The 23,150-nt window shown below is 48.4% G+C and carries 19 protein-coding genes; 6 read left to right on the forward strand and 13 right to left on the reverse strand.

The features are described 5' to 3' along the window. Nucleotides 1-98: 98 nt before the first annotated feature. The gene (locus DWY55_RS14645; protein ID WP_005837359.1) at nt 99-647 is read left to right on the forward strand and encodes a 30S ribosomal protein S16; all 549 of its coding nucleotides are present in this window, start codon (nt 99-101) and stop codon (nt 645-647) included. Nucleotides 648-770: 123 nt separating this feature from the next. Beyond that, entirely contained in the window at nt 771-1,868 is a 1,098-nt protein-coding gene (locus DWY55_RS14650; protein WP_005827423.1) for a TlpA disulfide reductase family protein, read from the forward strand. A 156-nt stretch (nt 1,869-2,024) separates the two neighbouring features. On the opposite strand, the gene DWY55_RS14655 is transcribed toward DWY55_RS14650, so the two are convergent. Then, nucleotides 2,025-2,996: a hypothetical protein gene (locus DWY55_RS14655; RefSeq protein ID WP_005827419.1), complete on the reverse strand. Its 972-nt coding sequence runs from the start codon at nt 2,994-2,996 to the stop codon at nt 2,025-2,027. Between the two features lie 419 nt (nt 2,997-3,415). On the opposite strand from DWY55_RS14655, the gene DWY55_RS14660 reads away from it, so the two are divergent. Together DWY55_RS14660 and nrdG are read left to right on the forward strand one after the other, a co-directional pair. Then, nucleotides 3,416-5,623, forward strand: a complete 2,208-nt coding sequence (locus DWY55_RS14660) for an anaerobic ribonucleoside triphosphate reductase (RefSeq protein WP_035448722.1) — start codon at nt 3,416-3,418, stop codon at nt 5,621-5,623. Nucleotides 5,624-5,753: 130 nt separating this feature from the next. After that, nucleotides 5,754-6,260, forward strand: coding sequence for an anaerobic ribonucleoside-triphosphate reductase activating protein (nrdG, locus tag DWY55_RS14665; protein ID WP_005827412.1), 507 nt, complete (start codon nt 5,754-5,756; stop codon nt 6,258-6,260). Nucleotides 6,261-6,424: 164 nt separating this feature from the next. On the opposite strand, the gene DWY55_RS14670 is transcribed toward nrdG, so the two are convergent. After that, nucleotides 6,425-7,771, reverse strand: a complete 1,347-nt coding sequence (locus DWY55_RS14670) for a threonine/serine exporter ThrE family protein (RefSeq protein ID WP_005827410.1) — start codon at nt 7,769-7,771, stop codon at nt 6,425-6,427. A 112-nt stretch (nt 7,772-7,883) separates the two neighbouring features. Here DWY55_RS14670 and DWY55_RS14675 point away from each other — a divergent pair, with 112 nt between their 5' ends. Then, nucleotides 7,884-8,606 (forward strand): DUF6064 family protein, encoded by a 723-nt coding sequence (locus DWY55_RS14675; protein WP_005837362.1) that lies wholly within the window; start codon nt 7,884-7,886, stop codon nt 8,604-8,606. Nucleotides 8,607-8,634: 28 nt separating this feature from the next. Here the strand turns inward: DWY55_RS14675 and gpmA are convergent, their stop codons facing one another. Together gpmA and DWY55_RS14685 are read right to left on the reverse strand one after the other, a co-directional pair. Then, entirely contained in the window at nt 8,635-9,381 is a 747-nt protein-coding gene (gene gpmA, locus DWY55_RS14680; RefSeq protein WP_005827407.1) for a 2,3-diphosphoglycerate-dependent phosphoglycerate mutase, read from the reverse strand. A 36-nt stretch (nt 9,382-9,417) separates the two neighbouring features. After that, nucleotides 9,418-9,714, reverse strand: coding sequence for a molecular chaperone DnaJ (locus DWY55_RS14685; protein WP_117681391.1), 297 nt, complete (start codon nt 9,712-9,714; stop codon nt 9,418-9,420). 243 nt (nt 9,715-9,957) lie between these two features. Between DWY55_RS14685 and fldA the strand changes: the two genes are divergently transcribed. Then, nucleotides 9,958-10,464, forward strand: coding sequence for a flavodoxin FldA (gene fldA, locus DWY55_RS14690; RefSeq protein ID WP_008664319.1), 507 nt, complete (start codon nt 9,958-9,960; stop codon nt 10,462-10,464). Nucleotides 10,465-10,588: 124 nt separating this feature from the next. Here the strand turns inward: fldA and DWY55_RS14695 are convergent, their stop codons facing one another. From DWY55_RS14695 to DWY55_RS14740, 9 genes are all read right to left on the reverse strand, one after another. Then, entirely contained in the window at nt 10,589-13,153 is a 2,565-nt protein-coding gene (locus DWY55_RS14695) for a glycosyltransferase family 1 protein (protein ID WP_005827401.1), read from the reverse strand. A 30-nt stretch (nt 13,154-13,183) separates the two neighbouring features. Then, nucleotides 13,184-14,845, reverse strand: a complete 1,662-nt coding sequence (locus DWY55_RS14700) for a glycogen/starch synthase (RefSeq protein ID WP_008664316.1) — start codon at nt 14,843-14,845, stop codon at nt 13,184-13,186. 295 nt (nt 14,846-15,140) lie between these two features. Further along, complete coding sequence (locus tag DWY55_RS14710; protein ID WP_117588544.1) at nt 15,141-15,560, reverse strand: ATPase; 420 nt, start codon at nt 15,558-15,560, stop codon at nt 15,141-15,143. A 33-nt stretch (nt 15,561-15,593) separates the two neighbouring features. After that, nucleotides 15,594-17,420, reverse strand: coding sequence for a V-type ATP synthase subunit I (locus tag DWY55_RS14715; RefSeq protein WP_008664313.1), 1,827 nt, complete (start codon nt 17,418-17,420; stop codon nt 15,594-15,596). Further along, entirely contained in the window at nt 17,417-18,022 is a 606-nt protein-coding gene (locus DWY55_RS14720; protein WP_005827391.1) for a V-type ATP synthase subunit D, read from the reverse strand. Before DWY55_RS14720 ends, DWY55_RS14715 begins: the two co-directional genes overlap by 4 nt. 120 nt (nt 18,023-18,142) lie before the next feature. Then, complete coding sequence (locus tag DWY55_RS14725; protein WP_005827389.1) at nt 18,143-19,468, reverse strand: V-type ATP synthase subunit B; 1,326 nt, start codon at nt 19,466-19,468, stop codon at nt 18,143-18,145. A gap of 140 nt (nt 19,469-19,608) precedes the next feature. Then, nucleotides 19,609-21,363, reverse strand: coding sequence for a V-type ATP synthase subunit A (locus DWY55_RS14730; protein WP_005837368.1), 1,755 nt, complete (start codon nt 21,361-21,363; stop codon nt 19,609-19,611). A gap of 19 nt (nt 21,364-21,382) precedes the next feature. Further along, nucleotides 21,383-22,222, reverse strand: coding sequence for a DUF2764 domain-containing protein (locus tag DWY55_RS14735; protein WP_044467767.1), 840 nt, complete (start codon nt 22,220-22,222; stop codon nt 21,383-21,385). A gap of 16 nt (nt 22,223-22,238) precedes the next feature. Continuing rightward, nucleotides 22,239-22,829: a hypothetical protein gene (locus DWY55_RS14740; protein ID WP_005827382.1), complete on the reverse strand. Its 591-nt coding sequence runs from the start codon at nt 22,827-22,829 to the stop codon at nt 22,239-22,241. Nucleotides 22,830-23,150 lie beyond the last annotated feature (321 nt).

Consider the following 23,150-nt stretch of genomic DNA (forward strand, 5'->3'; position numbering starts at 1 on the left):
ACTCATAACTCAAAACTCAAAATCTTTTCTTACCTTTGCACTCGCTATTACGAGATAGTAGCATAATTCAAATCATTAACTAAAAACATTTTAATTAAATGGCAACAAAAATCAGATTGCAAAGACATGGACGTAAAAGCTACGCTTTCTACTCTATCGTTATTGCAGACGTAAGAGCACCACGTGATGGTAAATTTATTGAGAAGATTGGTACTTACAATCCTAACACCAATCCTGCCACAGTAGATTTGAAGTTCGACCGCGCACTTGACTGGGTGTTGAAGGGTGCACAACCTACTGACACAGTTCGTAACATCCTCTCTCGCGAAGGTGTTTACATGAAGAAGCACTTGCTGGGCGGTGTAGCGAAAGGCGCATTCGGCGAAGCTGAAGCTGATGCTAAGTTCGAAGCCTGGAAGAACAACAAACAAAGCGGTTTGGCTGCTCTGAAGGCTAAGGAAGACGAAGCTAAGAAAGCTGAAGCAAAAGCACGTCTGGAAGCTGAAAAGAAGATAAACGAAGAAAAAGCAAAAGCACTGGCTGAAAAGAAAGCTGCTGAAGCTGCTGCAAAAGCCGCTGCCGAAGCACCGGCCGAAGAGGCTCCTGCCGAAGAAGCCCCTGCTGCTGAAGAAGCTGCTGCCGAATAATAGTAAGCACAGCGTTATCGCTAAAAATGGGATTAAAACTATAAAAATCCTCTCCGGTTCATATCGGAGGGGATTTTTTATTACTATATTTGCAGCTATAATCATTCATTAAAAAAACAAACAATGAAAAAGTTTACTTATCTGCTCGCTGTAGCCGCTGTATTTACAGCTTGTAACAGTGGAAACAACGGTTACACCGTAACCGGAACTGTAGAGGGTGCAGCCGACGGCGACACCGTATATCTGGAAACCGTGGAAGGACGCCAATTCGTAAAATTGGACTCTGCTGTCATCAAAGATGGAACATTTACCTTCAAGGGTACACAAGATACTGCTGTCAACCGCTACATCTCCTACAAAGCCGAAGGAAAAGACGGCGCAGCCATCGACTTCTTCCTGGAAAACGGCAAGATTAAAATCAACTTGTCGCAGGAAAACAACTCTGCCACCGGTACTGCCAACAATGATGCCTACCAGGAAATCAGAGCCCAAATCAACGGTCTGAACAAACAAATGATGAGCATCTACGAATCCATGTCGGACACCACACTGACCGACGAACAACGCGAGGCTAAAGGCAAAGAGATGGAAAATCTGGAAAACAGCATGATATCCGCCATCAAAGCCGGCATCAACAAGAACATCACCAACCCGGTGGGTGTACTCCTGCTGAAGCAGAACTACTACTACATGGATGTGGCAGACCTCGACCCGCTGATGCCCCAAATCCCTGCAGCTTACGACAACGACGAAGCCATCGTCAAGATAAAGAACAACGTTGAAAAGATGAAAGCCACTGCCGTAGGCCAGAAGTTTACAGACTTCGAGATGCAGACGCCGGAAGGAAAAACGGTAAAACTGTCCGACTACGTAGGCAAGGGCAAAGTTGTCCTTGTTGACTTCTGGGCAAGCTGGTGCGGCCCCTGCCGTCGCGAGATGCCCAACCTGGTGGAAGCTTACGCCAAATATAAGAACAAGAACTTCGAGATTGTAGGCGTATCTCTGGACCAGAGTGCTGACGCATGGAAAGAAGCCATCAAGAAGCTGAACATCACGTGGCCGCAAATGTCCGACCTGAAATACTGGAACTGCGAAGGCGCACAGCTTTATGCCGTAAGCAGCATCCCCCACACTGTGTTGATTGACGGTGAAGGAACTATCCTTGCACGCGGACTGCACGGTGACGAGCTTCAGGAAAAGATAGCCGAAGCTGTCAAATAATAAAACCGGACACACCGGAAACTAAAAAAGGAGTGCCACACTTCGTCAATCGAAATGCCACACTTCACGAGGCCCAATCAATGGCATTTACCTCTGTGAAATGTGGCATTTTCCTTGCTGAAGTGTGGCATTCGGAATGATGGAATGCGGCGTTTTTCAAGAGAAGATACGCGCAGCCATTTCCATCCCCAACCTTACGGTTTCCCACTGTTTCTCCTCATCGGCCTCCGAAGGCGAAAGAAGCGCATTGGCATCCGGCAGACATAAAGTGAAACGTTTCAAAGGAATATAGTTCAATACACTTTCGGTTTTTGCCTGCAATTCATCCAACTCGTCCTCCTGAGGATAATGGGACAGCACGAAACCGAACACCGCTTCCTTCTCGTGTATGAACCAGAGCAGACGGTTACGGTCGCACGCGCCACAGTCGTAATTCAGGAAATAAGCATCGGCCCCATGCAGTTGCACCAGCATGTCCGTCGGTGCATGGAATGCAACATACATCCCTGCAGGACGCTCACGCAAAACCCGGTTGTTGAGCCGGATGGTATCTTCCATTATCACCGAATGTACCCCGTCGAACTGGACGTAGCGGCAGCCTGCATCATAAAGTTTGGTAAGCAAAAATTTGTAGCAGGAAGCAATATCATCCGTCAAAAGCCGGATGTCGGAGTAAACGGTTTCTATCTGAGTCCGCTCCACACGTTGAATAATCTGGGTCATAACCTCTGCCGGCGAAGGGATATGCTGTTTTTTCATCACCCCTCCGTCCACAATGGAATCAAGAAATGCGAATTCTTCCAGAATAGGATGCCGTAGCAAACTGAGCCGTCCTGTAATCTCCAAAGGAGAGCCTTCGGAGAAAGGCCGGCCGTCTTTGGAACAAATACCCTCCCAGCTTTCCAAAAAATCGCGACTTCGGAAACCACCATCGGAAACAACTTTCATGCCTCCCAGCTCCAGCCGTTCCACCAGACTGCGCACTTCCGCATCTTCAACAGCCTGCAATATCTGCCGGCTCACCTGCCCGTTCTGATATTGCTCGCGGACATCCTTCAATGCACGAGGTACACAAAAAGCCCCAGCTATATCAATTTTAAACGGAGGAAATACATTTGCCATGTTCATCCTTTCTTTGATTATTATAATAATGATACTTTTGCCCCAATACCATGAGCAGCAAAGCAATACAATCGAATGGCAACAAGAAGTATTATCAAGGACTAAAAACCTTAAATAAACCAATTCGTTGCAAATATAACTAAAAAAATCGAAGATTCACAATCTGCCCAAAAGATTTATCTTCATTTGACACTTCGAAATCAGATGATGCTTATGCATGCAATAATAATCAGTAATGAATAACTTTAAAAGTTATTTTTCATTAGAAGTTTTCCACTTTAAACAATTATATCATTAATAATCAATAGATTAACACTTTTTAAACTACAAAAAGTTTTCCAAAAAGCAAAACCTATCAATAACTATAATATCTTTGTTTCCGCAATTAAACTAAAAAAGACAGTCACATTTAAGCATAAAAGGTTATGATACAGACAGTACTCAAGCGCGACGGGCGCGTTGTCGGATTCAACGAAGAAAAAATAGCAACGGCCATCCGCAAAGCCATGTTGCATACAGACAAGGGGGAAGACCTGCAACTGATACACCAGATTACGGACCGCATCTCTTTCAAGGGAGATTCGCAGATGACGGTGGAAGCCATCCAGGATTTGGTGGAAGTGGAGCTGATGAAGAGCAGCCGCAAGGACGTTGCCCAGAAATACATCGCTTACCGCAACCAGCGAAGCATTGCCCGCAAAGCAAAGACGCGCGACATGTTCCTGGAAATCATTAACATCAAGTCCAACGACATCACACGCGAAAATGCCAACATGAATGCCGATACCCCGGCGGGCATGATGATGAAGTTTGCCAGCGAAACCACCAAGCCTTTTGTGGACGACTATCTGCTGAGTGAAGAAGTGCTGGATGCTGTCACCCAGAACTATCTGCACATCCATGACAAGGATTATTATCCCACCAAGAGCCTGACATGCGTGCAACATCCGCTGGACCATATTCTGAAATACGGCTTCTCTGCCGGACACGGCGAATCGCGCCCGGCCAAACGCATCGAGACTGCCAGTATCCTGGGATGCATCTCGCTGGAAACAGCCCAGAACGAGATGCACGGCGGACAAGCCATCCCTGCATTCGATTTCTACCTTGCCCCCTACGTGCGCAACAGCTTCATCGAGGAAGTCAAGAACCTGGAAGAACTGAATGGAAAAGACTATTCCCATCTCTATCAGAAGGAACTGGCCGACTATCTGCTGCAGCCGTTGGACGGACTGACGGGCGAGGACCGCATCGTACAGCATGCCGTCAACAAGACCGTATCGCGTGTGCACCAGTCCATGGAGGCGTTTATCCATAACATGAACACCATCCACTCACGCGGCGGCAACCAAGTGGTGTTCAGCTCCATCAACTACGGCACAGACACCTCTGCCGAGGGGCGCTGCATCATCCGCGAGCTGCTGAAAAGCACCTATCAAGGGGTAGGAAACGGAGAAACCGCCATCTTCCCCATCCAGATATGGAAAAAGAAACGGGGTGTGAGCTACCTGCCTGAAGACCGCAACTACGACCTCTACCAACTGGCCTGCAAGGTGACGGCACGGCGTTTCTTCCCGAACTTCCTGAACCTGGACGCCACCTTCAACCAAAGCGAGGACTGGAAAGCCGATGACCCGAAACGCTACCAGCATGAAGTTGCTACCATGGGATGCCGTACCCGTGTATTCGAAAACCGTTTCGGACCGAAGACCTCCATCGGACGCGGCAACATCTCTTTCTCTACCATCAACATCGTCCGTCTGGGCATTGAGTGCATGAACATCGAAGACAAAGAACAGCGCATCGCCCGGTTCTTTGCCAAGTTGGATAGTATGCTCGAAGTGACCGCACGCCAGCTGCACGAGCGCATGGAGTTTCAAAAGACCGCCTTCGCCAAGCAGTTCCCGCTACTGATGTCTGCCTTGTGGATAGGCAGCGAGAAGCTGAAACCGAACGATACGATTGCTTCCGTCATCAACCAGGGAACACTGGGAATCGGTTTCATCGGGTTGGCAGAATGTCTCGTGGCATTGCTCGGAAAACATCACGGCGAATCTGGCGAAGCCCAGGAGCTGGGACTGAAAATCGTGACCTATATGCGCGACCGTGCCAACCAGTTCTCGGAGCAATACCAGCACAACTACAGCGTGCTTGCCACTCCTGCCGAAGGGCTGTCGGGCAAGTTCACCCGCATCGACCGTAAGAAGTTCGGCACGCTGCCGGGCATTACGGACCGTGACTACTACACCAACTCCAACCACGTGCCCGTATACTACAAATGCAGCGCCCGCCACAAAGCGGAAGTGGAGGCTCCTTATCATGAACTGACCCGCGGCGGACACATCTTCTATGTGGAGATAGACGGTGACGCCACCCACAATCCGGAAGTCATTATGCGTGTAGTGGACATGATGGACCGATACAACATCGGCTACGGTTCGGTAAACCACAACCGTAACCGCTGTCTGGAGTGCGGCCACGAAAACTCCACCCCAAACCTGGAAGAATGCCCGAAGTGCGGCAGCAAGCATATCGACAAGCTGCAACGCATCACCGGCTACCTGGTGGGGACAACCGACCGCTGGAACAATGCCAAGCTGGCAGAGTTGAACGACAGGGTCGTTCATAATTAAAAATTGAAAATTAAAGGGCTGCGCAGTGCAAAGCGGAGCTTCATTTTTAATGGTTGACGTTTAATTTTTAATGATTAATGTTCAGCTTCCTACCTGCGATGTTTAATTTTTAATTATTAATTCCCTACTCATGCTTTCTATTCTCGACATTTTAGAAGATACCACAGTAGACGGTCCGGGCTTCCGGACCGCCATTTATGCTGCCGGATGCCCCAACGGTTGTCCCGGTTGCCACAATCCGGAGTCGTGGGACATCAACCGCGGGCACTGGATGAGTACGGAAGAGATTCTGGAAAAAGTCCTTGCCGACAACTTTGCAGACGTCACCTTCAGTGGTGGAGACCCGATGTTCCAGCCGGAAGGATTCACCCAACTGGCACATGCCATCAAGGAGCGGAGCCGGAAAAACATCTGGTGCTATACGGGCTATACTTTCGAAAAGCTACTGCGCAACCCGCGCCAAGCCCAACTGCTGAAGTACATCGACGTACTGGTGGACGGCAAATTCAAGAAAGAACTGAGGGATGAGGAACTCTATTTCCGGGGAAGCCGCAACCAGCGTCTGATTGACGTACAAACATCCCTGCAAAAAGGCGAAACCGTCATTTACCACTATAATCCGAAAAAGGGCATTTAAAAAAGAAGAAAAGTTTTCAAAAATATATGAGCACTTTTATAATGTTATAATATCAGGCGCGAATTACACGGAATAACACGGATTCAATAAACAAAATCCGTGAAATCCGCGTAATCCGCGCCTAAAAGAAAGTGTTAAGAGTTTTTTGACACCCTCCACCTATATCACCATTCTATAAATTTCCCTCTTTCCCTGCGCTTCTGCAGCTCCTCCTGAAGAAAGCGCTGCCTATCCTTGGCAATATACCGGCGGGCAAAGATATTGGGCACCGCCACTCCCAGCGCTATGCAGAGAATAATCAGTGAAGCCGTGATGCCGTTGGAAACAACCGCCGTCACCTCGCCTACCACACCGTGCATATTGATAAGCCCAAAAAGTGCACGATACATCAGCACTCCCGGAATCATCGGGATGACAGAAGGAATCGTCAGTACGTGATTGGGAACATGGAACCAATGCACTGCCTTCACGGCTATCAGGCTGACAACCATGCTGCCCATGAACGAACCTATCACCGGTCCGTAACCCAATTCGAAATTGACAAAGTTACGTGTACAAACGGCAATGATGCCGCCCACCGCAACAACCCACAACAAACGCCGCTGTATGTTGAATATCATGGAAAATCCCATGGCAGCTATCGCCGCCGCAATGGCATACACCAGATAACTGTCATGAGGCACCATACTCAATTCGCTGAACTTCTTGTCAATCACGACATCCTCCACCGTCAGCAGGCGCATGGCTATTACAATGCCGAAGGCCATTGCACAGACCATCAGCACCGTATTCACAGCCCGCACAATGCCCACCTGGATATAATTGTCAATCATATCATCCACAAAGTTTATCAGCGGCACCCCCGGAACGATGAACAGTGCACACGCCAACAACGGATGATAGGGAGTTTCCGAGAGCCCGGCAAACGAAGACACATAGGCCAGACAGGTAGAAATCAATGCGGCAATGGCAATACTCATATAGTGATTGATGCCGAACTCCATGCAACGGGCACGGACGCGGAAGCCGGCAAAAGCGCAGATAGAGGTAAACAGAAACGCCATCCAGTCACCACCGAACAGTTTGCAGAAACCTCCGCAGGCAAAGCCGGCACCGATGGCAACAACGTATGGCACATAGTTCCGCTTCTTGTTTTTGATTCTTTCCAGTTCCTCCTCATACTGGTCGAGGGAATAGTCATTCTCAATAGCCCGCCAGGACAGTTTGCTGATTTCGGAAATGGCAGTCATGTTGATGCCATGCTTTTCACATTTCTGGAATTTGGAGAACGAATGCAGGCCGTCGCTCACATTCACCACCAGCATGGTATAACTTACGTCGATGTGGAGCTTTTCTTCCGGCAGCCCCAGATAGGCGGCAACACGGTTCAGGTTACGAACAACACGGTTCGTATCAGCCGCACTCTCCACCAGCAGCTGTCCGGTACGAAGCAATAAATCGAGTTTCCTGCGCAGCAGGGCAATCTCTTGTTCAGTCAAAGTCTTATCCATGAATCTTTTTACCTATTTTTTTGGAGGCACAAAGATAGGCAAAATGTAGAAAACGATTTCATTCTTTCGGCAGAAAACTCTACCTTTGCAGCCGTTTTTTTAATGGACACAAATGGAAATATTCTGGAATACTATCGCACAATACAACGAGGCCACCTGGTGGACACAGCTCCTCATCACCGCAGCAGGTATCCTGCTCACCACGCAACTCTACCGGAAACCGACCTTATGGGCAAAACGCTCCATGAAAATCTACATGGTATTTCTGAACGGGTGGATATCCATCGTGTACTACATGATGTATTGCGGAGCGCGCGGACACCACCATATACTCGCCATCTTCTGGGGAGTGATTGCAGTGTTGTGGCTATGGGATTTGTTTACCGGCTACACTCCGTTCGAGCGCAACCCGAAATACAAGGTACTGGTGGGGGTACTCTATGCAATGCCTTTCCTCTACCCGCTCCTTTCGTGGGCACGCGGAATGGAATTTCCCATGATGACCACCACCGTGATGCCCTGCTCGGTAGCAGTTTTCACCATCGGGCTGCTGCTGGCTTTCTCGCGCAGGGTCAACCTGCTCGTCATTCTGTTCCTTTGCCACTGGGCGCTCATCGCCTTTTCCAAAGTCTACATCTACAAGATTCCCGAAGACCTGCTACTGGCAAGCGCCACTGTGCCTGCCATCTATCTGTTCTTCAAGAACTACTTTGAACAGAACTTGCACAAGGAAACCAAGCTGGGCGCACGGCTCATGAACTGGTTCCTTATCCTCATCTGTATAGTGGTCGGGGTACTGCTCAGCATGACGCTGCTCCATGGAATGAGAGGATAAAGAAATAGCGCGCTTCCGCGCGCCAAAATCATTTCTTCTTTCCCTGATTGGCCACAGCCTCCATCAATTTCTTTATCTCCTCGGGGTCACCCAAGAAATAGTCTTTCGTCAAGTTCAGCTCATCGTCAAACTCAAAGACGTAGGGCACCGCCGTAGGCAGGTTCAGATGCACAATTTCATCGTCCGAAATATGCTTCAGATGCTTGATAATACCCCGCAGGCTATTGCCATGAGCCACTACCAGCAATTCGTCGGCCGTCTTCAGATTCGGGAAGATGACACATTTCCAGTAAGGCATGATACGCTCAATCGTATCTTTCAACGACTCCGTACGGGGCAGTTCGGCATCGGGCACTTCTTGATAACGGTCCTCAAAACGCGGATTACGCGGGTCATCCTCGGCCAATGCATGCGGAGCCACATCAAAGCTCCGGCGCCATACCAACACCTGCTCGTCACCGTACTTGGCAGCCGTCTCTGCCTTGTTCAGCCCTTGCAACTGGCCGTAGTGTTTCTCATTCAACCTCCACGATTTCTCCACCGGAATCCAGTCCTGGTCGAGGCGGTCCAGCACACAATCCAGTGTCTTCACGGCACGCTTCAGATAGGAAGTATACGCCTTCTTGAAGCGGAATCCCTTTTCTGCCAGCAGCTCACCCGCCCTTACAGCTTCAGCAACGCCTTTCTCTGTCAAATCAACATCCGTCCACCCCGTGAAGCGGTTTTCCTTATTCCATGCACTCTCGCCGTGGCGAAGCAAAACAATCTTTTTCATATAGTCTCCTTTCAGTTTTACCTATAGAACACCCGGCTACCTCCTCTTGTTCATGCAATAGCGGACCACATATACCAAAAGTACCAGAAACGCCACCCACACCATGCTGATGACCGGCAGGTAGCAGTTATACAAATATTCCCCTTCCTTCGGGACACGGTTGAAAGTACAGATTATGCAATTACAGTACGCATCGAGTGCATCATGCGAGAATACCGAAAAAACAATGATAGCCACCCCCGCAAGAAGCATCATCAAAGTCCCCCACACCAGCCACTTACCAGCCACGGAAGGATGGAATTGCGAATGAGTGGAATGTACGAATCTAACCATAAACACTTGTCTATTATTACCGGTACAAATGTCCTTCATTTTTAACAATCCGGCAATACCTACTTTTCATCAAAAAGAGAGTCTGCCATCCCAATTAGTAGGTAGCCGCGACCTCTATAAACCACGCCACAAGCTAACCCGAAATGGGGAGCGGCACAACACTAAAAGCCCTACATGTAGGTATTTCACGTTCTCCGGCAAAGCCTTTACTTTGCAGCAAACAATTTAATCACTTTATTTACAATGAAAAAGACTGGTGTTTTTTATGGTTCCAGTACCGGAACCTGCGAAGAGTTGGCTAACCAGATAGCCGAAAAGTTGGGAGTTTCCTCCACCGACGTACATAGTGTTGACAAGATGACCGCCGATAAAATCAAGGAATATGAAGTGCTGGTTCTAGGTACCTCCACTTGGGGAGACGGCGAACTGCAGGACGACTGGTATGACGGTGTAAAAGTACTGAAGAGCGCCGACCTTTCCATGAAGTTCGTAGCCCTATTCGGTTGCGGTGACTCCGAATCCTACTGCGACACATTCTGCGACGGCATCGGAGTACTCTACGAGGACCTGAAGGATAGCGGATGTACCTTCTTGGGCAACAAAGTCAGCACGGACGGGTATTCCTTCTCCTCTTCCATCGCCGTGGTAGACGGTGCATTCGTAGGACTTCCCCTCGACGAAGTGAACGAAAGTAACAAAACCGCCGAACGCATTGACGCCTGGACAGCCGAAATAAAAAGCAAGCTCTAGAAAAGAAACAGACCATCCGTTTACTTTAAACGGATGGTCTGCCTGCATCATGCAGATGATATCTTTTATCTGAACAGATAATGTGTTCTGCCATATCCGCAGGCACATTATCTTTTTTATGCTCTTATACGAACCAGCGAACGTAGCAGAAGTCCTGACGGTGAGGCAGGTCTGCATTCTTCGGGAACATACGGTAAGAAACCTTGAAGCTACCCGCATTTTCCATCTTGTGCTTAGCTTGGAAAGTATAAAGGTTACCTTCTTTCTTCACTACATTGAACGGTTCTACGGAGTAAACATGCTGTTTGCCATCCTGAGCCGTATAAGTAGTCACCAGTTCCAGACCGATAGCATCGTTCAAGCCCTTCTCGTCGATAACGTAAGTAATGGTGTATTCCTTACCGCTCTCGATGGAGCCTTTCACCAGGTCTTCGGTCTTTTCGCAAGACACCACTTCAATGCTGTCCCACTTCTCGGCAACTTCTTCCTTCCAAGCAGCTATTTCCTTAGCCTTGGCACAACCGTCGGCAGCCAGCATCTTGAAACGTTTGGCCTCCTTGATGTAGAACTTGTCGTAATAGTCATCCAGCTGACGCTTCATTGTATAGTGGGGAGCAATCTGTGCGATGGAGTTCTTGATAGTCTTCACCCAACCTTCAGAATATCCCTTCTTGTTGCGTGCATAGAACAACGGCAGAATTTCTTGCTCAAGAATGCTGTAGATAGTAGCGGCATCGAGCTGGTCCTGATGTTCCTGGTTCTGGTAAGTACGCTTTTCGGTCAATGCCCAACCGGCACCTTCACGATAGCCTTCCAACCACCAGCCGTCGAGTACGGAGAAGTTTACAACACCGTTCATCAACGCCTTTTCGCCGGAAGTACCGGATGCTTCGAGCGGACGTGTCGGAGTGTTCAGCCAGATATCCACACCTGAAACGAGGCGACGTGCCAACTGCATGTCATAATTTTCCAGGAAGATAATCTTGCCCAGGAACTCCGGACGACGGGAAATCTCGATGATTCTCTTAATCAAGCCCTGGCCGGCACCATCGTGCGGGTGAGCCTTACCGGTAAAGAGGAACTGTACCGGATAGTCGGGGTTGTTCACAATCTTGGCCAGACGGTCGAGGTCGGTGAACAGCAAGTGTGCACGCTTGTAGGTAGCGAAACGGCGTCCGAAACCTATCAGCAGAGCGTTCGGATTGATTTTGTCCAGCAGGGAAACGATGCGTGAAGGGTCACCCTGGTTCTTCAACCAAGTTTCACGGTATTGCTTGCGAACATAGTCAATCAGTTTGTTCTTCATCACCATGCGCGTCTTCCAGATTTCTTCGTCGGACACGTTATAGATAGCCTCCCAAATCTTGGGGTTGGACTGGTCGTAGAGGAAGTTCTCATCAAAATGCGCAGCATAGAGATGTTTCCACTCCGTAGCGCTCCAAGTGGGGAAGTGTACACCGTTGGTAACGTAGCCCACATGGCTTTCTTCGGGGAAGTAACCCTTCCAGATGGAAGCGAACATCTCCTGGGAAACCTTTCCGTGCAGCCAGCTCACACCGTTCACCTCCTGAGAAGTGTTGCAAGCGAATACAGACATACAGAAACGTTCACCCTTGTCGCCCGGATTGTTACGTCCGAGGTCCATCAGGTCGTCCCAGCTGATACCCATTCTTGAAGGATAGCCGCCCATGTACTTGCCGAAAAGGCCTTCGTCGAAGTAGTCGTGACCGGCAGGAACCGGAGTATGTACAGTATAGAGAGAAGAAGCACGTACCAGCTCGATAGCCTGGTCGTAAGTCAGACCTTCGGCCACGTAGTCACAGATGCGCTGTACGTTGATTAAAGCAGCATGTCCTTCGTTGCAGTGATAGATATCTTTCTTGATGCCCAGCTTCTTCAGCGTCAGAATACCACCGATACCGAGCAGGATTTCCTGCTTCAAGCGGTTTTCCCAGTCACCGCCATACAGCTGGTGAGTGATGGAACGGTCGAACTCGCTGTTCATTTCATTATCAGTATCAAGTAGATAGAGAGAGATACGTCCAACGTTCACTCTCCACACATAAGCATGCACGTAGTAGTCCAGATAAGGAACATCCACTACCATCTGCTCGCCCTTCTCATCCAATACACGGTCGATGGGCAACTGGCCAAAGTTCTGTGCCTCGTAATTGGCAATCTGCTGGCCGTCCATAGACAATGTTTGTGTAAAGTAACCGTAGCGGTACAGGAAACCGATTGCACACAAGTCGGCGTTGCTATCGGAAGCTTCTTTCAGGTAGTCACCGGCAAGTACACCCAGACCGCCGGAATATATCTTAAGTACATGGCTCAAACCATACTCCATACTGAAATAAGCCACGGACGGGCGCTTGCTGTCAGGCTTCACATCCATGTATGTGCGGAACTTGGAGTATACGTCATCCATTCTGCGCAGAATAACTTTGTCATTTGCGAGTGCCTCGAGTTTAGCATAACTCATACGTTCCAGCAGAAGTACGGGGTTCTGTCCCACTTCTTTCCAGAGAGCAGGGTCAAGGTCTCTGAACAGTTCGGTGGCTTCATAATTCCATGCCCACCAGATGTTATGTGCCAGTTCAGACAGTTTCTCCAGTTCGGCGGGAATGTGCGATTTCACATTCACATCTTTCCAGTTAGGAGTGTTTACATTACTAACTTTAATCTTCATTGTATGATAACTAATTGATTAATAATTCTTTTATTTTAGTTGACGCTTCATGGCATTGCGCAGTGCAATGTCGTAAGCCTCGTAATAATATTGTATAAAGTGCTTCCACAAAGCCTGCTCTGCCACCTGGCCTGCACGTTTGCGTATTTCCTTAATTTCAGCTTCCGTCTTGGTAGAGAACAAGGCTACGGTATCCTTGATGCCGTCTGCCACTTCGGAATAGTTATAGTCCGAACGGTGCAGCACTTCCACTCCGTCGTTTATGCCATGCTGGTTTTTCAGGCTGTTCACCCAAAGTCCGAAACCGGCAAGGTCGGTGGTGATGGTAGGCACCCGGAAAGCCACACTCTCCAGCGGGGTATATCCCCACGGTTCGTAATAGGACGGATAGACACTGAGGTCCTCGCCTAAAATCAAGTCGTAATAATGCTTGTTGAGGATACCGTCGTGGCCATCCTGATAGCAAGGTACAAAAATCACTTTCACCTTATCTTCGGGACGATTGCCCATACCGAGGTATTTCAGCATATCCAGCACCTGGTCGTGCGTCATATTGTGCAGCCAGTGGGTGATGAAAGGACACTGCAACGGTTCGGTGAACTTATTTTTGCTCTTCAGGCGCTTCTGCAAGTCCTCGCGGGGGTCTCCCACCCAGCCGGGCACGTTGACAAACGCCAATACTTTCTTCTTTAAATCCTTATCGCGGTTCAGCCGGTTCAATGATTCCAGGAACACATCTATACCCTTGTTCTTGAACTCATAGCGTCCGCTGGTACCGATAATCAGCGTATCGTCGCCCAAGTCCTCACCCAGCAGGCAGTTTGCCACACGCAGCATGGTGGAACGGGCACGTTTGCGCTTGCCGGTAAAGGTGGCGCCTTTCGGTACAAAATCATCTTCAAAACCGTTCATCAGCACAACATCCGCAGGCTTGTCAAGCAATTCCCTGCATTCGTTGTTTGTGATTTCGCTCACAGTGGTGAAACAGTCCACATAGTGGGCCGTCTGCTTTTCAATGGAATGTTTGGACTGCATGTTCAGCTCCTCCGCCATCTGGTCGCCGTTGTAGGCGAAAAGATAATCGTAAAGCGGCTTGTTGTTGCCAGCTATGGAGCGGCCGATGGACGTGGCATGGGTGGTGAAGATAGTCCCTATCTCGGGAACGGCAGACTGAAGATAGAGGGCGGCCATGCCGGTCATCCACTCGTGTGCCTGGAACACCACTTTGTCCGTTTCCGTCAAATTATAGCGATAGAAGCTCTCTATCACCTTGCCGGTAGCGAAAGCAAACATGGATGCTTCGTCATAATCACCATATCCATGCAGTGAATCCACCTGATAGCGGTTCCACATTTCTGTATAAATCTCATTTTTTTCTGCAAAGAACGGTTGGAAATCAACCAATATAACAATAGGTTCTCCCGGAATGTTCCAGCGACCTACGCGGACGGAAAGATTGTCTTTCAACGCTGCATGTTTTTTCCACGCTGCACAAAGGTTATCAGACTCAATGAACAAAGGGTTCTCTTTTCCCTGCCAGAAATCCGGCCCTATAAAGAATAATCTATCGCGAAATTTAGTCTGTAAAGTATTTGCCCTTGTAGACAAAACTGTATAGATACCGCCTACTTTATTACACACTTCCCAACTCGCTTCGAAGATGTAATCGGGGGTAAGTAGTTCTTTAGTCATATTATGTTATAATCTCTTTATCTTAATTACGGCTGCAAAAGTACGTATTATTCTTTGAAAAATAGCCTTTTAATCGAAAAAACTGATTAAATATGCATAAACAATCGTTTGCGGAATGTCATAGTTTAGCCACAAAAGCCCCATTGACTCGCCCATCCATGCATTTTTCGTCTAAAATTCCCGAAGTTTCAAAAAAGAATTTCTGGAGTTTTCAGTTGAAGCCCCAGGAATTTAAACAAAAAACCCCAGGGATTTCAATTGTAAATCCCTGGGGTTTATTTTCTTATAATCCGGATTATACCATCAATGCAGCTACCAGCGCCAAAATAGCGTAGAATTCAGGAAGCGCGGCGTAAATCATTGTATTGGTCTGTACGTCGTGTCCCTGGGAGATACCCACAATACCGCTAGCACAAATCTGTCCCTGACGGATAGCGGAGAACAGACATACCAGTCCGACACCCAATCCGATGCCCAGCATCAAAGGACCGTCCGTAGCAAAATCCTTGCCCATGGACATCAGGAAAGCCACGAAGCCGTAAAGTCCCTGCGTAGCCGGAAGGGCCGACAAAATCATATAACTTGCTGACTTGGAAGGGTCTTTCTTCAACGCACCTTCTGCCGCACTACCGGCGATAGTTGTACCGAAGCAACTGCCAATTCCTGCAAGGGCCAACATCAGGCCCAGACCGAGATAACCTAAAATTTCATTCATAATGTTTCTATTTTTATTTGTTTTTTAATTTGTTTATTTCTTTACTACTGTAAAAGGTTTATAGGCTTCGCCCTTACCTTCGTAACCGGAATTCTTGAAGTATTCCACAAATGTCAGACGGAGCGGGTGTACAAAGGCACTCAGACAAGACATGGCAATGTTCAGCGTATGCCCGAATATCAGTATCAGACCGCAGAACAGCCATCCCAGGGCCGGACCTGCAGCATCGTTCACCATGAAGGCAAGCTGGTTGAACACGCCTCCAAGCATACCGCCTGCCAAGCCGAGGGCATAGAGACGGATGTAGGAAAGTATATCGCCCATCAATCCGGTTGCCATGTTATAGGTATCCCATACTCCGGCACCGATGTTGACAAATACATTCCGGTGGATATTGTTCAGCAGGTAGATACCGATGGCGGAAACACCGCCAATCACGATAAATGCCCACGTAGACACGTCTTCCGAAATTATCTTGAAGAAGGAAAGTCCGCCGGTGCAGATAAATCCCACCACCAGCAACAGCCATCCCCAGGCACTGAGCGACTCCTTGAAGCCGAAACGAACGGTCTGTCCCACGGCCTTCACCGTCATGGCAATGCAGATGTGCACCGCACCGATAATCAACGCCAGCAGCATTTGCTTGTCATAGGTAGTCTCACCTATCTTACCCACAATCATGAATTCCTTCAGTTTGGCGGGTATCTCCAGGTCAAAGAGGCTTACACCGAAGAAGGTTCCCAATATGGCACCGATGACGGACGTAAATATACCCAACGTAATCACCAGGTTCATCATGCCTTTCATGGACTTGGACATCTTCCTTTTCAAAATGAACCCGAGTGCAATCAGTACCAGACCGTAGCCCGCATCTCCCATACAGAAAGCAAAGAAGAGCGAGAAGAATGGCGCAAGTATCGGTGTCGGGTCGAACTCGGCATATTCGGGCATACCGTACATTTTGGTAAGCACTTCGTACATGCGTGTATAGGCGTTGTTTTTCAGCTTGATGGGAGCATTGTCCTCGCGCTTGGCAGCCCTTATCTCATAATAAGTGCCGCTTTCATCGAGAAGTTTCCTCACATCCGCCTCGCAGTCTTCGGGAATCCAGCCTTCCATCAACACTACGGCACCTTCTGCCATATGTTCGCTGTTCAGCTTGACTTTCAGCAGGTCTATCTCTTCCTGGAGCTGTAGGTTGTACTTCTCCAACGTGCAGTAATTCGCTTTGCAGAATTCTTTCAATCCGGCATGTGCCTGCACAAGGGCCTCTTCCGTATCGGCTTTCTTCCGGCTCAGTTCGGAGAGGCTGAGTGAAGGTAGACGGAGCGGTTCCACATCCAGTTCTACCGGTTGGGGAGTGACGGTCACGAAATAAAGATGTCCGCCGTTCTCTTTCACCACGATGGCATTGTAGTCCTCTGCCCACGCTTCGTTATAGTCTTTCTCCGGGCAGGTATAGAACTGCACGAACCAACCAGCATCTTCCAGCTTGCGGATGGCTCTCCAATCGAAATCGCCCCAGACTTCCATCTGCGCCACATCCTTGTCGATGGCGGGAATCTGCTGGTTCAAGTCTTGTATCCGCGCCTGCAAGTCCTCGTAGAATTTCACCAGAGCATCGGCCGACAACTCTTTATGCACCTTTTCTTCCGGCTGTTTGTCTGCCAGGGTGTGCATGCTCTGAAGCATATTCTTGTAGAGCGTACGCTTCTGCATGAATTGCTGCAAGGTGTCGTCCATCTCGCCGCACTGCCTTTCCACAACGTGCACCACGCCCAGTTCCCGGATTTGTGCCAGAAATGCTTCGTACTCCTTATGATACACAAGGAACGTGAGCTTCTTCATTTTCGTAATCATGCCTCTGCCTCCTTCCTTTTCTCCTGATGGGATTTCATGATTTTCTGCGATGACTTGGAAAGGTTCTCCTCGTCTTCCATAAACCGCTTGATTTTGCGCAGAGCATCCTGATAACCCGGAATCTGTACTTTCTCAAAAAGATTCACCTTCTGGGTGGTCTTTTTACGCGCATGTTCCAACAAGTTCAACTTGGCAACAGTAAATTCACGCTCGATGGCAGTATGTGCCAGTGACTTAAGCAAATGCAGCCCGTCTGCATACCATTTGGGCGCATTGAACAAGCTGTAAGGGCGTATCTCGAAATCTACATTCTCGAGCAACGGCACCCGTACACCGGCAATCTTCTTTACACCGAGATGAACATCGCTGACCTTTATCAATGAAGCGTCGAACTCATTCCAAAGGGCGAACATGGCTTCGTAAGCTTGGATTTCCTTTTCCAACCTCGCGTCCAACGCGGCAGCGTCTCCCTTGCAGCGCTTCACTTCCATACGCAGGGCACTCTCCTTATTCTTAATAATGGGGAGTGTACGCACGCGCACCTTCAGTTGCTTTTCGAGTTGCTGAAGCGAGGTTTTGTTATATTGAAACTTAATAGCCATTTTATTTACGATTTAACGATTTACGATTAGACGACTGAAGCTACTCAATTTCTCAATTTACAGATTTACAATTTCAGTAATATCAATCGTAAACCGTAAATCGTCTAATCGTACATTTATTTAGTTTGCTTTCGGCCAGAACTGGTCCACAAGCTCTTTCTTGATATTCACCTCTTCCGGACGGAAATACTTGCCGAACAGACTCCATGCCACATCGAGCATCTCTGTGGTATCGAGGTTGACATCGATGGCCAGTAGCTGGTTGGAGTAGTCCTTGGCAAAGGCAAGGGTACGTTCGTCGTAGTTCGTCAGGTCGAAACCGTTTTCAAGCTTGGTTTTGGCGTTGGCGGCATCGGCGTACAGACGTACAGCGGCATTCATCACCTGCGGATGGTCCTTACGTGTCTTTTTGCCCGTAACAAGCTGTTTCAGACGGGACAAGGAACGGAACGGGTCAACGATAACCTTACCGATGTCGCTGTCACGACGGAGGAACAACTGGCCTTCCGTGATATAACCCGTATTGTCGGGCACGGCATGCGTAATGTCGCCACCGGACAGAGTCGTCACCGCAATAATCGTGATGGAACCGCCGCTTGGGAACTGCACCGCCTTTTCGTATATCTTCGCCAAGTCCGAATAAAGGGAACCCGGCATGGAGTCCTTCGAAGGAATCTGGTCCATACGGTTGGACACGATGGCGAGCGCATCGGCGTAGGAAGTCATATCCGTCAGCAGCACCAGCACCTTTTCATTATTGTTTACAGCAAAATACTCGGCCGCCGTCAGTGCCATATCCGGAATCAGCAGACGCTCTACCGGAGGATTCTCGGTGGTATTCATAAAGCTGACGATACGGTCGAGCGCACCGGCATTGGAGAATACGTTCTTGAAGTAAAGGTAATCATCGTTCGTCATACCCATACCGCCAAGGATAATCTTGTCAGTCTCCGCACGCAGAGCCACATTCGCCATCACCTGGTTGAAGGGCTGGTCGGGGTCGGCAAAGAACGGAATCTTCTGTCCGGACACCAGCGTATTGTTCAAGTCGATACCTGCAATACCGGTTGCAATCAGTTCCGAGGGCTGCTTACGGCGCACCGGATTCACGGATGGACCGCCAATTTCCACCTCCTCGCCTTCAATGGCCGGACCACCGTCGATGGGGTCGCCAAAGGCGTTGAAGAAGCGTCCGGCAAGCTGCTCGCTCACTTTGATTGTAGGAGCCTTGCCCAAGAATACTACCTCTGCATTGGTGGGAATACCTTCCGTACCCTCAAACACCTGCAAAGTCACTTCGTCGCCGGCAATCTTCACCACCTGGGCCAGCTTGCCGTTTACGGTCGCCAACTCGTCATACCCCACTCCGGTTGCCTTCAGCGAACACGTAGCTTTCGTAATCTGAGTAATCTTGGTATATATTTTTTGAAATGCTTTTGTTGCCATCTATTTATTTACAATTTAGCAATTTACTATTTACTATTTAAATCTCTGCCATCCTATTCTACTATTTTCCTATCTACAACCTCCGTACACCTGCATCCGCAAGGCAAATAGTAAATTGTAAATAGTCACATAGTACATCCTTAGGCTTTACGTTCCTCAACCAGTTCCTGCAACTGCTTATGGAACTTGTCGTATTCTTCCGACTTAAACTTCGAGTAGTTCATCTGCTTACAGATGTTAATCATTTTCTTGAAGTAATCCATTACTTCGTTGAAGTTGTCGAACTCAAATTCTGTATGACAGATTTCTATTACCATATTCAGAATCTCCTCCTGACGCTCCATCGGGGTCACGGCATCAATTTCATCAAAGGCATCCTGCTGCAGAATAACGAAGTCAATCAATTCCGATTTCCAGAAAGTCACGTGATACTCTACGGGCACACCGTCGTCACCCAAGATGTTGATTTGCTCGGCAATCTCCTTACCACGCTGCAAACGGGTCTTGATTTCATTCACCTTGCCAATCCACTCACCGTTGATGTGCTTGGTGATATACTCTTCAAATTCAGGGTATTCTATATATTTGGAATACGAGTCAATCGGGTTTACGGCAGGATAACGCTTCTTGTCGGCACGGTCTTGCTCAAGGGCATAGAAGCAGCGTGCCACCTTCTTCGTATTCTCGGTTACCGGCTCCTTCAAGTTACCACCGGCAGGCGATACCGTACCGATGAAAGTAATGGAACCGGACTCGCCGTTGTTCAGCTTCACATAACCCGCACGGCCGTAGAAGTTGGAGATGATGGAGGACAAGTCCATCGGGAAGGCATCGGGACCGGGCAACTCCTCCATACGGTTGGACATCTCGCGCAATGCCTGCGCCCAACGTGAAGTGGAGTCCGCCATCAGCAGTACCTTCAATCCCATGCTTCGGTAGTATTCTGCAATCGTCATAGCCGTGTAGACAGATGCCTCACGGGCAGCCACCGGCATGTTCGAAGTATTGGCAATGATAATCGTACGTTCCATCAGCTTCCGTCCCGTATGCGGGTCAACCAATTCGGGGAATTCTGTAAAGATTTCCACAACCTCGTTGGCACGCTCACCGCAGGCAGCGATGATTACGATGTCCGCTTCCGCTTGTTTTGAAATGGCATGCTGAAGCACCGTTTTTCCAGTACCGAACGGACCGGGGATAAAACCCGTACCACCTTCCACAATCGGGTTTACGGTGTCGATTACACGCACACCGGTTTCCAGCAATTTGAAAGGACGCGGTTTTTCCTTATAGTTGGTCATGGCGCGCTTCACGGGCCATTTCTGTATCATGTTCACCCGGATGTCATTACCTTCGCTATCCGTCAGCACTGCAATGGTATCCTCAATGCTGTAATCACCTTCCTTTGCAATTGATTTCACGGTGCACACACCTTTCTGTTCAAAAGGCACCATGATTTTCAGAGGTTGGAAGTTTTCGTCCACTTGTCCCAGCCAGGCAGCGGCTTCCACTTGGTCGCCCACCTTTGCCAAAGGCACAAAATGCCATTTGCTTCCTTTATCCAGCGGATAGGTATATTGCCCGCGTTTCAAGAAAACACCGTCCATCTTATCGAGGTCGTTTTGCAGACCGTCGTAGTTTTTCGAAAGCATACCGGGCCCCAGTGTTACTTCGAGCATATGTCCGGTAAACGCAGCTTCGGCCCCCACTTTCAGTCCGCGGGTACTCTCAAATACCTGCACGTAGACCTGGGTACCTACTACCTTAATCACCTCCGCCATCAACTTGTCTCCTCCGGTCGAGATATAACAAATCTCATTCTGCGCTACCGGTCCGTCGACGACGAGGGTCACCATGTTGGCTATTACGCCACTAACAGTTCCTTTTGTTGCCATATATTTTTAGTTGTTTATTTTATCTGAATTCTGCGGGTATCTGCACCTCGTCTTTCAAGGCAGCGATAATGCTGCGGAACAGTTGGTTACCCTTCTCTTTATCCAACGAAATCCACCGTTCTATCATCTCCAGCTGTAGCAGGAAGACAAACAGACGTTCCACGGTAAAGTAATCGAAGAATGTGGCCTCCTCCATCCAGTCCCAGCGAAGCTGGTCCAGTTTCTTTTCCCGGTCCACCAGTTCCTCCGTCTCACTGATTTTCACCAGCTGCTCCAGATAATCCACCTCAGTACCCAGACCGAAGTCACGGGCATTGGAAGTACGCAGAGCCTCGCACACTTCCGTATCACCCACAATCAGCGGAGCAATGTCCAGCTTGAACTTACGTGCTGTGAGCGCCACCAATATATTATTGAGAGTGAGGTTGAAGCCAAACCAGGAAGACACAAACTGATTCCTGCATTCCATGGCATAGGCGTAATAGAGCGCTGCCAGGCGGTCTTCATACAAGAAACCGTCCTCGGCAGGCAGGCTGAAGTATTCGGAAATGAACGTAGAGAGATAAGATGGGAATACACTGTCAGAGACTTCGTCGCCATCCTTCAGTTGTGAGATATATTCCACCAGTTCCTCTGACGAATAGTTTCCGCGCGGGTCGATGGCAGCATCCTTATCCTTCAATAGTTTCAAGACATTCGCATTATCGAATTTCAGATAAAACAAATCTATCAACTTTTTATCATCTTCCGACAAGGCAGGATATAGTTCCGTCTTGAAATCGGCTACTGTATAGCTCAGTTTACTGTCTTCCAGAGTAAGTTCAGGCAAACCGGCTACCAAGTAATAGTATTTACTCATAATCCTGTGGGAGTTTTTAGAACAGCATTTCCACTAATTGCGGACGCAGGAATTCCTTGAAGTAATTCATAAATTCTTCTTCGCCAAAGTTCACCTTGTACGAACCATCGGCAGGCGATACGGAGAACAAGGTTTTGATGCCATTCACTTGCTCAATCTTCACACCCTTGTCCAGCAGGTCTTTCGCCTTCGCTGCGAAATATTTTGTCAAGCCTTCCGCATCGGCAGTAGAGATAACGATTGGTTCGTTCACACTCCATTTGGACGCCAATGCAACGATGAAGGCATTAAGATAATCCTTGTTTGCAGCAAATGCCTTTACATCGGCATTCACAATGTTGTCCGTCACCAACGTAGCGATTTCGGACTTCAGAGCATTCACAGCCTGACCGGCAAACAACTTTAATTCAGATTTTGTATTCTCTGCCAGTTCATCGGCAGACTTATGAGCGGTAGCCACGATAGAATCCGCTTCCTTGTGAGCATCCTCTATAATTCTCTTGGCTTCTTCCTGAGCTTTTGCGATAAGTTTCTGTGCCTCTTCGTTTCCTTTCTCTACGCCTTCGCGGTAGATCTTATCGGTCAGCTCTTGAATCTTGTTTTCCATATTTGCAGGAGTTATTATATGATTTATATTACAATATTAATTGCGTGATTTTTTCCCTTCCTATTAGATTCACGCCAAATTTACAAAAATCCATTTGATATTGAATAGAAAGAAAGGAAGAAAAGTTCTTGCTCTTCCAAAAAAAACTCATTTTACACCAACTTTGTTCTGTAATGATAACAAAAGAATGACAAAAGAAGCAGAAAAATACGTATGCAACAACGCATGACAGGGATTAAGGGGAGCAGTTCCGGAGGTATATAAACGAACAAAGCCTCCGTATCCTTATCAGACACGGAGGCTTCTTCTGAAAACGGCGAC

Source organism: Bacteroides sp. AF25-38AC, assembly GCF_003602995.1.
GTDB classification, from domain to species: Bacteria; Bacteroidota; Bacteroidia; order Bacteroidales; family Bacteroidaceae; genus Bacteroides; species Bacteroides uniformis.

Coding starts and splice junctions, on each gene's coding strand:
- DWY55_RS14735 (WP_044467767.1), bottom strand. CDS start 22,222: ATGAGTAAATACTATTACTTGGTAGCCGGTTTGCCTGAACTTACTCTG.
- nrdG (WP_005827412.1), top strand. CDS start 5,754: ATGCTTTCTATTCTCGACATTTTAGAAGATACCACAGTAGACGGTCCG.
- fldA (WP_008664319.1), top strand. CDS start 9,958: ATGAAAAAGACTGGTGTTTTTTATGGTTCCAGTACCGGAACCTGCGAA.
- DWY55_RS14700 (WP_008664316.1), bottom strand. CDS start 14,845: ATGACTAAAGAACTACTTACCCCCGATTACATCTTCGAAGCGAGTTGG.
- DWY55_RS14655 (WP_005827419.1), bottom strand. CDS start 2,996: ATGAACATGGCAAATGTATTTCCTCCGTTTAAAATTGATATAGCTGGG.
- gpmA (WP_005827407.1), bottom strand. CDS start 9,381: ATGAAAAAGATTGTTTTGCTTCGCCACGGCGAGAGTGCATGGAATAAG.
- DWY55_RS14645 (WP_005837359.1), top strand. CDS start 99: ATGGCAACAAAAATCAGATTGCAAAGACATGGACGTAAAAGCTACGCT.
- DWY55_RS14660 (WP_035448722.1), top strand. CDS start 3,416: ATGATACAGACAGTACTCAAGCGCGACGGGCGCGTTGTCGGATTCAAC.
- DWY55_RS14650 (WP_005827423.1), top strand. CDS start 771: ATGAAAAAGTTTACTTATCTGCTCGCTGTAGCCGCTGTATTTACAGCT.
- DWY55_RS14695 (WP_005827401.1), bottom strand. CDS start 13,153: ATGAAGATTAAAGTTAGTAATGTAAACACTCCTAACTGGAAAGATGTG.
- DWY55_RS14725 (WP_005827389.1), bottom strand. CDS start 19,468: ATGGCAACAAAAGCATTTCAAAAAATATATACCAAGATTACTCAGATT.
- DWY55_RS14670 (WP_005827410.1), bottom strand. CDS start 7,771: ATGGATAAGACTTTGACTGAACAAGAGATTGCCCTGCTGCGCAGGAAA.
- DWY55_RS14720 (WP_005827391.1), bottom strand. CDS start 18,022: ATGGCTATTAAGTTTCAATATAACAAAACCTCGCTTCAGCAACTCGAA.
- DWY55_RS14685 (WP_117681391.1), bottom strand. CDS start 9,714: ATGGTTAGATTCGTACATTCCACTCATTCGCAATTCCATCCTTCCGTG.
- DWY55_RS14730 (WP_005837368.1), bottom strand. CDS start 21,363: ATGGCAACAAAAGGAACTGTTAGTGGCGTAATAGCCAACATGGTGACC.
- DWY55_RS14675 (WP_005837362.1), top strand. CDS start 7,884: ATGGAAATATTCTGGAATACTATCGCACAATACAACGAGGCCACCTGG.
- DWY55_RS14740 (WP_005827382.1), bottom strand. CDS start 22,829: ATGGAAAACAAGATTCAAGAGCTGACCGATAAGATCTACCGCGAAGGC.
- DWY55_RS14710 (WP_117588544.1), bottom strand. CDS start 15,560: ATGAATGAAATTTTAGGTTATCTCGGTCTGGGCCTGATGTTGGCCCTT.
- DWY55_RS14715 (WP_008664313.1), bottom strand. CDS start 17,420: ATGATTACGAAAATGAAGAAGCTCACGTTCCTTGTGTATCATAAGGAG.